This is a genomic window from Duodenibacillus massiliensis (genome assembly GCF_928721995.1).
GTDB classification, from domain to species: domain Bacteria; phylum Pseudomonadota; class Gammaproteobacteria; order Burkholderiales; family Burkholderiaceae_F; genus Duodenibacillus; species Duodenibacillus massiliensis.
The window spans coordinates 362,834-375,620 of sequence record NZ_OV788642.1; the positions used below are offsets into that span (position 1 = coordinate 362,834).

Genomic DNA, 12,787 nt, shown 5'->3' on the forward strand with positions numbered 1-12,787 from the left:
TACGGGGTGCTAAGCGCCGCGGGTGCAGCTCTGATCGCCATCTTCATGAAGTCCTTCCGGCGCACGCACAATCCGGAAACGGTGCTTACCTGGCAGTTTGCCGGAGCCGTTCTTTCCTTTGCGGCGGCTGCGCCTTTTGTGTTCCTGGCCAACCCCGAAACGCGCTTTTGGCCGGTGCTTTGGCCCGATACGCTTTACCTCGTGATCTTTGCCACGGTGATCACGCTCGGGATGTACCTGCTGCAGATGATGGCGTTAAAGCACATCTCGGCCTTTACGCTTAACCTCTCCTACAACCTTGAGCCCGTCTACTCCATTCTCATTGCGATGGTTCTTTTTGACGAAGCCCGGGAACTCAACTTCAGCTTCTGGGCGGGGCTTGCTCTGATTGCGCTTTCGGTCGTTCTTCAGACCGCTTCCGTTTTGCGGCAGAAAAAAGCGGCCGAAGGCCGGCCGCTCGCGTAACTTGCGCGTTTTACACTCAGAGTGTAAGAACCGCAAGAAGTGCCGCTGCCGTCGGAAAAACGGCCAGCGAGGAATCAAAGCGATCAAAAAAGCCGCCGTGCCCGGGGAGTAAATTACTCGAATCCTTGACGCCCGCCTGGCGCTTGACGGCTGACTCAAAAAGGTCTCCGGCAATGGAAACCGCCACCAACAGAAGAACCGCTGCGAACCCAGCGGCGTAGCCCATCTTGTCCAAAACGACACTTGTGAAAATCATGTCGTGCGGCAGGGTCTCGGCGGCAATGATCGCAAAGGCAAACACAAAGACAACGGCTCCGACAGCCCCCGCCCAGGTCTTCCCCGGGCTGATTGCGGGCGCCATCTTGCGCTTGCCAAAGAGCCTGCCGCAGAAATAGGCGCAGATGTCCGCAAGCCAAATAACCGCGAAAACCGAAAGCATGAATACGAGGCCCGTTGCGGTCATCCGTTCAAAAGCAAACCAGGCGGAAACCGGAAAGAGAACGGCAAAGACAAGCGACACCGTGCGCTTTATGCGGAAACCCAGGTTGCGCGCAGCAAACAAAACAGCGGTGAGCGCAAGCCACAGGCAGCTCACAACGAGCATGAGGCCCGTATAGACCGTGTCGGTTAACCGAATATCGTAAAAGGCGCAGGCTGCAAGCACCACGGTACCGATGACGGCAGCGGCACCTGCCGCACCCGGCGTGACTTTAAGCATCAAGAGCCACTCGCCCATCGCAATCATGAAGGCCGCGGCAATAAGCGCCTTAAAGGCAGCGGGCGAAAAGAACCAGGCAGCGGCAAAAACGGCCACCAAAACGAGAGCTGTGATAACGCGGGTTTTTAACATGCATCCACCTTTAAGCGTTGTCGTTGCGGTTTACTAGCCGCCGTTTTTAACCTGATCCCCGGTCCGGCCGAAGCGCCGCTCGCGTCCGGCAAACCAGGTCAGCGCCTCATTGAAGTCGGCTTCGCTGAAGTCGGGCCACAGGACTTCGGTAAACCACAGTTCGGCGTACGCGAGCTGCCAGAGAAGAAAGTTTGAAATCCGCTGCTCTCCCCCGGTACGGATCATCAGATCAACAGGCCCGGCCCACTGCATGGAAACAGCGTCCGTCACCGTTTCCACCGTCACGGGTTTGCCGTCACGCACCAAGCGGTTCACGGCATCCACCACATCCCAGCGGCCGCCGTAGTTGGCACAGATATTAAGGGTCATGGCTTGCGCGCCCTCAGTCATCTGTTCCGCGGTGCGGATCGCTGCCTGCAGCTCCGGCGAAAAGACCTTGGTATCCCCCACCACATGAAGCCTGATGCCGGCCTCTCTTAAAGGCTCTGCCTCACGCGTTAAGCCGTCCACGAAAAAGCGCATGAGGGCGTTGACTTCATCGGCGGGACGCTTCCAGTTTTCGCTTGAAAACGCAAAGACCGTGAGATGCCGGATACCGGCTTTGCGGGCGGCTTCGGTGAGGCGCTTTAAGGCTGCCATTCCGCGCCTGTGACCTTCCACGCGCGGCAGAAAACGGGCCTTCGCCCAGCGGCCGTTACCGTCCATCACCACCGCAACATGTGCCGGAATATGTGAGCTCATCGCCCGAAACAATCCTTAACAAAAACAGAGGATTAAGAACATGACCGCCCCGAAAACACACCGGCTTTCAGGGCGGAAATACTGTAGGGATACCGCAGACGGCATTAAACCGTCATCACTTCCTTTTCCTTCTCGGCAACGACTTTATCGATCGCTTCGATGTACTTGTCGGTGATCTTCTGGATGTCCTTTTCGGCGCCGCGGGAGTCGTCTTCGCTCACTTCCTTGGCTTTTTCGAGTTTCTTCACCTGTTCGTTGGCGTCACGGCGCAGATTACGCACGGCCACCTTGGCGTCTTCGCCTTCGCTTCTCACCACCTTCGTGATTTCACGGCGGCGCTCTTCGGTAAGCGGAGGCAGCGGCACGCGGATGATGTCACCGGAGGTCGCCGGGTTCAGGCCCAGGTCGCTCGTGAGAATCGCCTTTTCAATCACAGGGATCATCTTGCGGTCCCAGGGCTGCACGGTCAGCGTGCGGGCGTCGCCGACGCCCAAGTTCGCGACCTGAGAAAGCGGCGTCATCGAGCCGTAGTATTCAACCGAGATGTGGTCGAGCAACCCCACCGAGGCACGGCCCGTACGCAGTTTCGTGAATTCCTCACGCAGCGTTTCCACCGTACGGTTCATTTTGTGTTCAGCGGTCTGCTGAATTTCTGCAATCGTTGTCATGGCCTTGTTTTAATGTGTATGGCAAAAAACAATTGAATTATTTTAGCAGTGAACGAGCGTCCCCTCGTCTTCCCCCAAAACCACACGGCGCATCGCGCCCTTCTTGTGGATGGAGAAAACCTTGATCGGAAGCTTCTGATCACGGCAAAGAGCAAAGGCCGTTGCGTCCATCACCTTGAGGTCACGCTTCATGCATTCATCAAACGTGATGTCGTGGTAAAGCGTGGCATTGGGATTTTTCTTCGGGTCTTCAGAATAGATGCCGTCAACCTTGGTGGCCTTTAAAACGACTTCCGCGCCGATCTCGGCGCCGCGCAGTGCGGCCGTCGTGTCGGTCGTAAAGAAGGGATTGCCCGTGCCCGCCGCGAAAATCACGACGCGGCCTTTCTGCAGATAGCGAAGCGCTCTGCCGCGGATATAGGGTTCAGCCACCTGCTCCATCGCCAGAGCACTCTGCACGCGTGCTTCAACGCCCGCGTTTCTGAGCGCATCCTGCAGCGCCATACCGTTCATGACGGTCGCAAGCATCCCCATGTAGTCGCCGGTTGCGCGGTCCATACCGGTCGCGCCCAGAGCCACACCGCGGAAGATGTTGCCGCCCCCGACAACAATACCGAGTTCCACCCCGAGTGACAGAACGTCCTTGATGTCTTCAACGATCGAAGCAAGCGTTGCGCGGTTGATGCCGAAGGCGTCATCCCCCATCAGCGCCTCACCGGAAAGCTTCAGGAGAATTCGTTTGAATTTAGGCGCAGGCGTCTGCCCGTTCGTTTCTGTCATGTCGTGGCTCCAATTATGTCTTTCAAACCCGTTTTTTATCCGGCCCAAAGCATCAGGAAAAGGACCTAATAAAAAATCCGTAAAAATCCAGCGTCATGATACCGCCAAATCTGACCTTCTTAAGACGCGGATCAGAAAAAATTTTGCGTGCGTCCGGACTTCGCTGGCGAAAGTGACGGCCGCAAAAAACGCGCTCCGGCAACACGGCCGAAACGCGTTTTTCCTGCCGGGTGCCGAAAAATTTCCGGCACCGTCAGAAAGCGGAATTAAGCCTTCTGAGCAGCAGCCGTCTGGGCAGCCACTTCAGCGGCGAAGTCATCGTTACGCTTTTCAAGGCCTTCACCCACCACGAAGAGGGCAAAGTCAGCGACGTTGGCGTTCTTGCTCTTAAGAAGCTGAGCAATCGTCACCTTGTCGTCCTTGACGAAGGGCTGGTCAAGAAGCGTCACTTCCTTGAGGAACTTCTTCACCGTACCGTCGGCGATACGTTCAAGCATCGCTTCGGGCTTGCCGGCTTCCTTGGCCTTTTCGATCGCAACACGGCGTTCGGTTTCGATCAGAGCCGGGTCGATCCCTTCAGCGTTAAGAGCCTTGGGCTTGGAAGCAGCGATGTGCATGGCGATGTCGTGCGCGACTTCGTCGTCACCGCCCTCAACGTCAACGAGCGTAGCAATCTTGCTGCCGCCGTGCACGTACTTGTGAAGCTTACCCTTGGCTTCAAGGCGCTTGAAGCGGCGGAAGGTCATGTTTTCGCCGATCTTACCGACGAGAGCCGTACGGATCGCGTCCAGGGTCTTGCCTTCGAGTTCGAGAGCGGAAAGCGCCGCGACGTCAGCCGGAGCCTTTTCAGCGATGAGCTTGGCGGCGTCGGCAGCCATCTTGAGGAACTCGGGGTTCTTCGCAACGAAGTCGGTTTCAGAGTTGACTTCGACGATGGCGCCCGTCTTGCCGTCGGGCGAAACATAGGTGCCGATCACGCCTTCGGCGGTCACGCGGCTCGCGGCCTTGCTCGCCTTGTTGCCGAGCTTGACGCGCAGAATCTCTTCGGCCTTGGCGGCGTCACCGTCAGCTTCCGTGAGCGCCTTCTTGCATTCCATCATCGGAGCATCGGTCTTTTCGCGCAGGGCCTTGACCATTGCAGCAGTAATAGCAGCCATTATTTTCAACTCCTTTCGGGTTTTGACGTAAGCGGTCCGAGACTTGCGGACTGCCTACGGGAAAAATCAAATGTATTTACGAAAAAGGCGCAGCGGCGGGCTCGCATCGGGCTCGGCGTGCGCCTTTTTCAGTTCAAAGAGACGCCGTCTTAGGAAGCAGGCGTTTCGGCCTTTTCGTCGACTTCTTCAACGAATTCTTCAGCCGGTTCTTCTTCTGCGCCCGTGGCACGGTCAGCCTTGCCGGCCAAAACCGCATCGGCGATGCCGGAAGCGTAGATGGCGACAGCCTTGCTGGAGTCGTCGTTGCCGGGGATCACGTAGTCGATGCCTTCGGGGCTGCAGTTCGTATCGACAACGCCCACGACCGGGATGCCGAGCTTGTTGGCTTCAGCGATGGCGATCTTGTGGTAGCCAACGTCAACGATGAAGAGGGCGTCGGGCAGGCTCGTCATTTCCTTGATGCCGCCGATCGACTTGTTGAGCTTTTCAATTTCGCGGGTGAAGTCGAGGGCTTCCTTCTTGCTCATCTTCTCAAGGCCGCCGTCGGCGATGGTCTGTTCCATTTCCTTGAGGTGCTTGATCGTCTGCTTGACGGTCTTGAAGTTGGTGAGCGTGCCGCCCAGCCAGCGCTGGTCAACCCAGCAGCTGCCGCAGCGCTGAGCCTGTTCGACGATGATGTCGCGGCCGCCGCGCTTGCTGTCCACGAAGAGGATCTTGCCGCCGCGGGCAGAGAGTTCACGCACGAACTTCGTGGCTTCTTCGAACTTTTCAACCGTCTTTTCGAGGTTGATGATATGAATCTTGTTGCGGGCACCAAAGATGTACTGAGCCATCTTCGGGTTCCAGAAACGGGTCTGATGGCCGAAGTGGCAGCCCGCTTCGAGCATTTCACGCATGCTGGTCATTTTGAATTTACTCCAAGGTTTTCTGTCTTACGCCGCCCCGGTGTGCCCAAAGCCTGGGCCAACCCGGATGGGTGCGGACGCGCTATTTACAAAGACCGGACCTACAAAAGCCCGAGTCTCTTCCTTTCTCCGTCCGAGTAAGCCTCAGCCGGAAAGCGCGGGATTATAGAAGAAACGCCGGTCAAACACAATATTTTTTGACTTTTCAGACCGAAGCGTCGGATTCCCGCTTGCACGCGGTTACAGTTTTTCGGGCCTCGGATACGCAATACCTCTCAATTCGAACCATGCACGCTGTATTAGACTCAGTCGGAAACTAAAGGCGGCAAAGAAAGCCTCTGTAGGTTTTGCCGCCCGTAAACCAACAATACCAACTTGGGTGAGATTCAAATGACGACTTCGCTTTTTGCCGGTCTTAAGGCCGCTCCCGCCGACCCGATTCTGGGTGTATCTGAAAAGTTCCGCGCCGATCCGCGCGCCGAAAAGGTAAACCTCGGTGTGGGCGCCTACCTCACCGAAGAAGGCAAGACCCCGATTCTGGAAGTCGTGCAGGAAGCCGAAGAAGCGATCGTTGCCGCCCGTATTCCGCATACCTATATTCCGATCAGCGGTCTCGCCGGTTACGGTGAACTCGTGCAGAAGATGGTTTTCGGCGCCGCCAGCGAAATCGTTCTTTCCGGACGCGCCGCAACGGTGCAGACCTTGGGCGGCACCGGGGCTCTGAAAGTCGGCATGGACTTCATGCATCACCTCTGCGGCCTTACGGTGGGCGCCACGAGCAAACCCACCTGGGGCAACCACAATGCGATTCTTGCGATGGCCGGTTACGAAGTAAAGGGCTACCGCTACTATGACGCCGCGCGTGACGGCATCGACTTTGCCGCGATGATGGAAGACCTTAAGGCGCTGCCCGCAAAGACCCTTGTGATTCTTCACGCCTGCTGCCACAACCCCACGGGCTACGATCTCACGCACGATGAATGGGATCAGGTGATTGCGGTCTGCCAGGAAAAGGGCCTCGTTCCCTTCCTTGATATGGCCTATCAGGGTTTCGGCAAGGGTCTTGACGAAGACGCGTGGTCCATCCGCCGTTTTGCCGAAAGCGGCATGAATTTCCTCGTCTCCACCTCCTACTCCAAGAGCTTTAACCTCTACGGCGAACGCATCGGTGCGCTCACCGTTGTCACTCCGAACGCGACCGAAGCCCAGGTCGTGATGACGCAGCTTAAGGCCGTGATCCGCGCCAACTACTCCAACCCGCCCGCTCACGGCGCCCGCATCGTCTCGCACGTACTTTCCGAGGCCAAGAACTACGCGCACTGGGAACAGGAACTCGCCGGCATGCGCGACCGCATCCGCACGATGCGCGCGGCACTTGCCGAAGAAATGGCAAGAATCGGTGCCAAGCGCGACTTCAGCTTTGTAACGCGTCAGGCCGGCATGTTCTCCTTCACGGGTCTTACCCCCGAACAGGTTGACCGCCTTGCGACCGAATTCGGCGTCTACGCCGTACGTAACGGCCGCATCTGTATCTGCGGGCTCAACAAGAAGAACGTCGCCTACGTTGCAAAGGCCATTGCCACGGTCCTTTAAAACGCGCGCACGTTTTAATAGACAAAGCCGCCTTCGGGCGGTTTTGTTTTATGCAGTTCTATTGCGTTACCCAATAGAACTGATCATGATTATCACTAAATAACTATATAAACTGCCGCTCAACAGTGAGGAACACCACTGCGTTTTTTTGATTAACGATCCCACTTCCCAGCTATGTCAGATCAGAACCTCTGCGAACGCTTCACCGAGACCATGGCCCGGTTCACCGAACTCACGGCCAAGCGTCTTCCGGACGATGTTGTCACAAAGCTCGAAGAACTCCGCAAGGAGCAGAAAAGCGAACTCGCCAACATCATCTACGATACGATGTTTGCCAATCAGGACGCCGCGCTGCGCCGCAACGTCCCGAGTTGCCAGGACACCGGCGTCATTCAGTACTTCATTCAGTGCGGCTCAAAGTTTCCGCTTTTAGGAGACATTCCGCAGTGCCTGCCTGAAGCCGCCAAGCGCGCAACCAAGAAAGCTCCGCTGCGCCACAACGCCGTGCAGATTTTCGACGAGAAAAACACCGGCAACAACACCGGTGTGCGCATTCCCTACACCGACTGGGAAATTATTCCTGACAGTGACGAATGCACGATCTACTGCTATCTCGCGGGCGGCGGCTGCTCGCTTCCCGGAACCGCCAAAGTCTTCATGCCTGTTGAAGGCTACGAAGGCGTCGTGAAGTTCATTTTTGACCTGATCTGCGAGCGCGGCATCAATGCCTGCCCGCCGCTTTTGGTCGGCATCGGCATCGCAGGCTCGGCTGAAGTCGCGGCTGTGCTTTCCAAAAAGGCGCTCATGCGTCCGGTGGGATCACACAACAGCAACACCCGCGGCGCCGAATTCGAGCAAATCATCGCCGAGGGACTCGATAAGCTCAACATCGGCCCCAACGGCCTCGGGGGCACCAAGACCGTGATGGGTGTGAACGTCGAACAGGCCGCGCGCCATCCCTCCTGCCTTGCCGCTGCCGTCAACGTCGGCTGCTGGGCACACCGCCGCGCCGGCATCCGCTTTAAGGCCGATCTGAGCTACGAAGTCTTCACGCATAAAGGAGTCACGCTGTGAGCAAGAAAATCCTGACGACGCCGATTAAAGAAGAAGACGTCAAAGACCTCAAAATCGGGGATATCGTTTATCTCACCGGGACGCTCGTGACGGCGCGCGACTGCGCCCACACCCGTGTCGTCAAGCACGGCCGCAAGCTCCCCGTGAACATCCGTGACCGCGCCATTTTCCACGGCGGTCCCATCATGACGCAGGATCCGACGAGCCCGAGCGGCTGGCGTGTGGTCGCAATCGGCCCCACGACTTCCATGCGCATGGAACTTTTTGAAAAGGAATTTATCGATGAAACGGGCGTGCGCCTCATCATCGGTAAGGGCGGCATGGGCCCCAACACCGAAGCCGGCTGCAAAGCGCATAAGGCCATTCACTGCATCTTCCCCGCGGGCTGCGCCGTGATCGGTGCCGAACACGTTGAAGTCGTCGAGGACGTGAAGTGGCCCGAACTCGGGATGCCGGAATCGCTCTGGTGCATGAAGGTCAAGGAATTCGGACCTTTGATTGTCAGTATCGACACCGAAGGCCGCAACCTCATTGCGCAGAACAAAGCGCTCTTTAACGAAAAGAAGGGCGGGATCGTCAAAGACATCCTTCCGAAGATCGGTTACACCGACTAAAAAATCCTCCCCCAAAAGCCGTCCGGCAGACTTTATTTACCGGACGGCTTTTTTTCGCGCTGCGCTAAAATCCTGCACTCTTATAAAAAGGACAAACAGGGATAGAGAAATGACAGACACTGTCCGCGAAACGCGCCGCGTGAGGCTCCCCGAGGGCAAGATGCCGGCTTTACGAGTGGAACCGCTTCCCAAAGACACCAACCAGCACGGTGACGTCTTCGGCGGCTGGGTGATGAGCCAGGTGGACTTAGCAGGCGGCATCACCGCCATGCGCTACTGCCTCTCGCGCAAAGTAGTGACGCGCGCCGTCTCCTCCTTTACGTTTGAAAACCCGATCCGGGTGGGTGACGTGGTCTCGGTTTACACCGGCATCGTGAAGGTAGGAACCTCAAGCATCACAATTAAGGTTGAGGTCTATGCCGAGCGCCTTACCAAAGCTCACAACACCATCGATCTAGTGACGCAGGCAACGCTCGTTTATGTGTGCCTGGGCCCGGACGGCCGCCCCATTCCCATTGAAGAAAGCCGAAAGCGCTACTTTGAAGCGCACCCCGAGGAAACGGATGATCAGGGCGTCGCACCCCTGGGATCCTCAAATTAAATCCTGACGGCTGATTTAAAAAGGCTCTCCTTCGTTTTCGAAAGAGAGCCTTTTTGTTTATCGGCCCCGGCCGCCCAAAAGCGCTGCCACGGGCGCTTTTTTCTTGGTGCTTCTCAGAGGCTGCACCGGTGTTGCGGCAATAGGCCGCGGCGGCGTGTTGCTCGGCTCGTAGGGCTTATCAAAGATCGGATCGTAAACGGCCTTACGGTAGGTGCCGTACTCCGGACGCGCACGCCCTTCGTGATCATTGTCGCGGCAGTGCTCGCGCCGCGGACGATCCGAATACCCGTTACGGTCCCCGTCACGCCGCGGACGGAACCGTTCCACGGGCCGGTAGTCGACCGGCTTAAAGGTCTGCTTGGTGAGCTTTTCAATGGCGGCCACAGAACGGTCGTCCGTTGCCGTAATGAGCATGATGGCAAGCCCCTGCGCTCCCGCGCGGCCCGTGCGGCCGATGCGGTGCACATAGTCTTCCGCCACGTAGGGCACGTCGTAATTGATGACGACGGGAAGCTCTTCAATATCAAGACCGCGCGCGGCAACGTCGGTTGCCACGAGAACTTCGCACTCGCCCTTTTTGAAGGCTTCAAGCGCGGCCGTGCGTTCTTCCTGCGTTTTGTCCCCGTGAATGGAGTCGGCCTTGATGCCCGCCTGCGTGAGGGTCCGCGTGAGACGCCGGCATGTGATCTTGGCGTTCACGAACACCAGGACCTGCTTTAAGGCGGTCGCCCCCTCACCCTGGGTTTTGAGAATTTCAATAAGGCACGCCGTCTTCTGACGGTCTTCGACGCGGTAAAAGACCTGGCGGACGGTGTCTGCGGTCGCATTGCGGCGCGCGACCTCAATCAAGACGGGGTCATTGAGAAAGTTTGCGGCAAGCTTTTTGATTTCCGGCGAAAAGGTTGCCGAAAACATCAGGCTCTGCCGGTTTTTCGGCAGGTGATTGAGAATGCGGCTGATATCGGGTAAAAACCCCATGTCGAGCATCCGGTCGGCTTCGTCAAGAATGACGATCTGCACCTGCGAGAGATTGACAGCCTTGCCCTCAATATGATCCAGAAGGCGCCCGGGCGTTGCGGTGAGCACTTCAATGCCGCGGCGCAGCTGGTCTGACTGCGGCTTAATGTCAACGCCGCCGTAGACAACGCCGACCCGCAGGGGGGTGTTCGCGGCGTAAAGCTTCAGATTGTCGTTAACCTGATCGGCAAGTTCCCGCGTGGGCGCCAAAACGAGCATACGCACGGGGTGGCGCGCCGGAGAAGCGGAGGTGTTTGCCGTCGGCAGAATCCGCTGCAGCGAGGGCAACCCGTAACCCGCCGTCTTTCCGGTACCGGTCTGCGCAGCACCCATCACGTCCCTGCCCTCCAAAACGGCGGGAATGGCTTTCTGCTGAATCGGTGTCGGATTCACATAACCCATCGCCGCAATCGCGGTCTGGATACGGGAATCGAGATTGAAATCGGAAAATGAAGTAATGGCAGGCTGCTGTTGTGGCATTCCGGCTTGCGCCTTTCAGGGGCGCGTCTTAACAAATCAGAAAAAGGATAATCCGCTCGTTTTCTTAACGCGGACACGTAAACTGAAATTATATCAGGGGCGTTTTCCGCATTTTGTTCAGATTCCGTTACATTCGGGCAAACCTCGCATTTGATTTGAAGCACTGTTCAGCAAATTCTTTGCACTGCTCTGAGACAAACACCTTAGAACACAGTTTTCTGCACGGCGTAAAGTTGCCGCCGAAGCAGTCGTAAGTACTGTGTTTTTGCCGTTGCCGGCAGACAAAACCCGGCATCGGAACAGCATTACAGAGAAGGAAAAGAAAATGACAATGGAATCTCGTCGCGACTTCTTTAAGACGGCCACCGTCGGTGCTCTCGGAACCGCCGGTGTTCTGGCCGGTGTCTCCGCCACGGCTGAAGCCCGTCCCGCCCGCGCCAAGTACGATCTGATCATTGTGGGCGCCGGCTGCGGCGGCCTCGTGTGCGCCGTCCGTGCCGCGCAGCTGGGCTTAAAGCCCCTGCTGCTGGAAAAGATGGATATGCCTTTCGGCAACACCATTTACGCGGCTGGGTTCCTCTTGGGCCTCAACACGTCATTCCAGAAGGCCGCCGGTACCGCCAACGACACCAATGAAGCGTTCTTCAACGACATGATGAAGGTGTCTCAGGGCAAGGCTGATCCGGCTCTGACGCACAAGGTTGTCGATAACTGCACCCGTTTGCTTGAGTGGCTGCACAGCGACTGCGGCATTAACTTTAAGACCGGTGCCCGCCTTGTGTGGCCGCAGCTCACCCGCTCTCACCTCGTGACCGGTGACGTTCAGCCGGGCGGCGCTTATCTTGCGATGACGCTCATGAAGAAGGCTGAGTCCCTGGGCGTGGAAGTCCGCACCGGCAACAAGGTTGTCGCGCTTTTGAGCGATCCGAAGAAAGGCAACGTCAACGGCGTGCGCGTGAAGAACGAAAACGGCCTTTCTGAAGTCTATGCGAAGTACGGTGTGGTTCTTTCCACCGGCGGCTACTCTGCCAACCAGGAATTGGTCACGCAGTTTATCGGCAGCGCCGGCGCCAAGATGCCGATCCGCGGTTCCCGCATCATTGCTGGTGAAAACATTGTTTTGACGGCCCCCTTCATGCCCAAGGTTGTGAACGTTGACCAGTTCCACTGCGGCCCGATTTACGGCCCGACCGGCGCCAACCCCTTGAACATTGTCAACAACGGTGTGTGCGTGAACCGCCAGGGCAAGCGCTTCATCGATGAAGGCAAGACCTACGTTCAGATGTCCCGCGAAGTGGCAGCCAATACGCCTGACAACTGGGCCTTCATGGTGTGCGACCAGACAGCGCACGACATTCCGATTTTGAAGAACGACTGGGCAAGCTACGCCCGCACCAAGGCCCCGGTTTACACCGGCAACACCCTTGAAGAAGCCGCTAAGGCTGCGGGCATTGATCCGAAGGCTCTGAAGGAAACGATCGAAGACTACAACGAAGCGATCGAAGACGGCGAAGCCATGAAGATGAGCCCGGTCAATACCCTTCCGAAGCCCCCGGTCGTGAAGAAGGCTCCCTTCTACATCGTTCCGTTCCAGGGCGGTATGACAGCCACGTTCGGTGGTCCGCTCATCAACACCAACGGCCAGGTGCTTGACACCGAATACCAGGTGATCCCGGGGCTCTTCTGCATCGGCAACGCTGCGGGCGGCCTCTTCTACGACAACTACGTGGGCGGCGCTCAGCTCACGAGCGCCGGCGTCTTCGGTATGACGGTTGCTGAGTACGTAAAGGGCCTTAAGGGCGGCAAGAAGGCTTAATTGCCCATTGACGTCCGCGTCAGAAG

At 57.4% G+C, this 12,787-nt stretch carries 12 protein-coding genes and 1 pseudogene; 6 read left to right on the forward strand and 7 right to left on the reverse strand.

Going from position 1 to position 12,787, the window contains the following annotated elements; all coding sequences use genetic code 11:
- Positions 1-465: pseudogene (locus NXF97_RS01620) on the forward strand (EamA family transporter); the annotation flags it as partial.
- Positions 466-481: 16 nt separating this feature from the next.
- Here NXF97_RS01620 and NXF97_RS01625 read toward each other — a convergent pair.
- From NXF97_RS01625 to rpsB, 6 genes are all read right to left on the reverse strand, one after another.
- The gene (locus tag NXF97_RS01625; RefSeq protein WP_022373627.1) at positions 482-1,315 is read right to left on the reverse strand and encodes a phosphatidate cytidylyltransferase; all 834 of its coding nucleotides are present in this window, start codon (positions 1,313-1,315) and stop codon (positions 482-484) included.
- A gap of 33 nt (positions 1,316-1,348) precedes the next feature.
- On the reverse strand, positions 1,349-2,056 hold the full coding sequence (gene uppS, locus NXF97_RS01630; RefSeq protein ID WP_022373628.1) for a polyprenyl diphosphate synthase: 708 nt from the start codon (positions 2,054-2,056) through the stop codon (positions 1,349-1,351).
- 104 nt (positions 2,057-2,160) lie between these two features.
- Positions 2,161-2,724, reverse strand: a complete 564-nt coding sequence (gene frr / locus NXF97_RS01635) for a ribosome recycling factor (RefSeq protein WP_022373629.1) — start codon at positions 2,722-2,724, stop codon at positions 2,161-2,163.
- Between the two features lie 42 nt (positions 2,725-2,766).
- Entirely contained in the window at positions 2,767-3,504 is a 738-nt protein-coding gene (gene pyrH / locus NXF97_RS01640; protein ID WP_074009562.1) for a UMP kinase, read from the reverse strand.
- A gap of 266 nt (positions 3,505-3,770) precedes the next feature.
- Positions 3,771-4,661 (reverse strand): translation elongation factor Ts, encoded by an 891-nt coding sequence (tsf, locus tag NXF97_RS01645; protein WP_022373631.1) that lies wholly within the window; start codon positions 4,659-4,661, stop codon positions 3,771-3,773.
- Positions 4,662-4,810: 149 nt separating this feature from the next.
- Positions 4,811-5,566 (reverse strand): 30S ribosomal protein S2, encoded by a 756-nt coding sequence (gene rpsB / locus NXF97_RS01650; protein WP_022373632.1) that lies wholly within the window; start codon positions 5,564-5,566, stop codon positions 4,811-4,813.
- Between the two features lie 390 nt (positions 5,567-5,956).
- On the opposite strand from rpsB, the gene NXF97_RS01655 reads away from it, so the two are divergent.
- From NXF97_RS01655 to NXF97_RS01670, 4 genes are all read left to right on the forward strand, one after another.
- Entirely contained in the window at positions 5,957-7,159 is a 1,203-nt protein-coding gene (locus tag NXF97_RS01655) for an aromatic amino acid transaminase (RefSeq protein ID WP_274956224.1), read from the forward strand.
- Between the two features lie 174 nt (positions 7,160-7,333).
- Entirely contained in the window at positions 7,334-8,233 is a 900-nt protein-coding gene (gene ttdA / locus NXF97_RS01660; protein WP_022373634.1) for a L(+)-tartrate dehydratase subunit alpha, read from the forward strand.
- Positions 8,230-8,847 carry a L(+)-tartrate dehydratase subunit beta gene (ttdB, locus tag NXF97_RS01665; protein WP_022373635.1) on the forward strand — a complete coding sequence of 206 codons (618 nt, stop codon included), beginning with the start codon at positions 8,230-8,232 and terminating at the stop codon, positions 8,845-8,847. The genes ttdA and ttdB overlap by 4 nt, the downstream gene beginning before the upstream one ends.
- Before the next feature lie 109 nt (positions 8,848-8,956).
- Positions 8,957-9,448, forward strand: coding sequence for an acyl-CoA thioesterase (locus NXF97_RS01670; RefSeq protein ID WP_274956225.1), 492 nt, complete (start codon positions 8,957-8,959; stop codon positions 9,446-9,448).
- Positions 9,449-9,505: 57 nt separating this feature from the next.
- Here the strand turns inward: NXF97_RS01670 and NXF97_RS01675 are convergent, their stop codons facing one another.
- Entirely contained in the window at positions 9,506-10,945 is a 1,440-nt protein-coding gene (locus tag NXF97_RS01675) for a DEAD/DEAH box helicase (protein WP_374048759.1), read from the reverse strand.
- A gap of 331 nt (positions 10,946-11,276) precedes the next feature.
- On the opposite strand from NXF97_RS01675, the gene NXF97_RS01680 reads away from it, so the two are divergent.
- Positions 11,277-12,761, forward strand: a complete 1,485-nt coding sequence (locus NXF97_RS01680) for an FAD-dependent oxidoreductase (protein ID WP_274956226.1) — start codon at positions 11,277-11,279, stop codon at positions 12,759-12,761.
- Positions 12,762-12,787: the final 26 nt, after the last annotated feature.

Bases quoted from the DNA above. Each gene is read 5' to 3' on its own strand.
- NXF97_RS01625 (WP_022373627.1), bottom strand. From the start codon at position 1,315: ATGTTAAAAACCCGCGTTATCACAGCTCTCGTTTTGGTGGCCGTTTTT.
- uppS (WP_022373628.1), bottom strand. From the start codon at position 2,056: ATGAGCTCACATATTCCGGCACATGTTGCGGTGGTGATGGACGGTAAC.
- frr (WP_022373629.1), bottom strand. From the start codon at position 2,724: ATGACAACGATTGCAGAAATTCAGCAGACCGCTGAACACAAAATGAAC.
- pyrH (WP_074009562.1), bottom strand. From the start codon at position 3,504: ATGACAGAAACGAACGGGCAGACGCCTGCGCCTAAATTCAAACGAATT.
- tsf (WP_022373631.1), bottom strand. From the start codon at position 4,661: ATGGCTGCTATTACTGCTGCAATGGTCAAGGCCCTGCGCGAAAAGACC.
- rpsB (WP_022373632.1), bottom strand. From the start codon at position 5,566: ATGACCAGCATGCGTGAAATGCTCGAAGCGGGCTGCCACTTCGGCCAT.
- NXF97_RS01655 (WP_274956224.1), top strand. From the start codon at position 5,957: ATGACGACTTCGCTTTTTGCCGGTCTTAAGGCCGCTCCCGCCGACCCG.
- ttdA (WP_022373634.1), top strand. From the start codon at position 7,334: ATGTCAGATCAGAACCTCTGCGAACGCTTCACCGAGACCATGGCCCGG.
- NXF97_RS01670 (WP_274956225.1), top strand. From the start codon at position 8,957: ATGACAGACACTGTCCGCGAAACGCGCCGCGTGAGGCTCCCCGAGGGC.
- NXF97_RS01675 (WP_374048759.1), bottom strand. From the start codon at position 10,945: ATGCCACAACAGCAGCCTGCCATTACTTCATTTTCCGATTTCAATCTC.
- NXF97_RS01680 (WP_274956226.1), top strand. From the start codon at position 11,277: ATGGAATCTCGTCGCGACTTCTTTAAGACGGCCACCGTCGGTGCTCTC.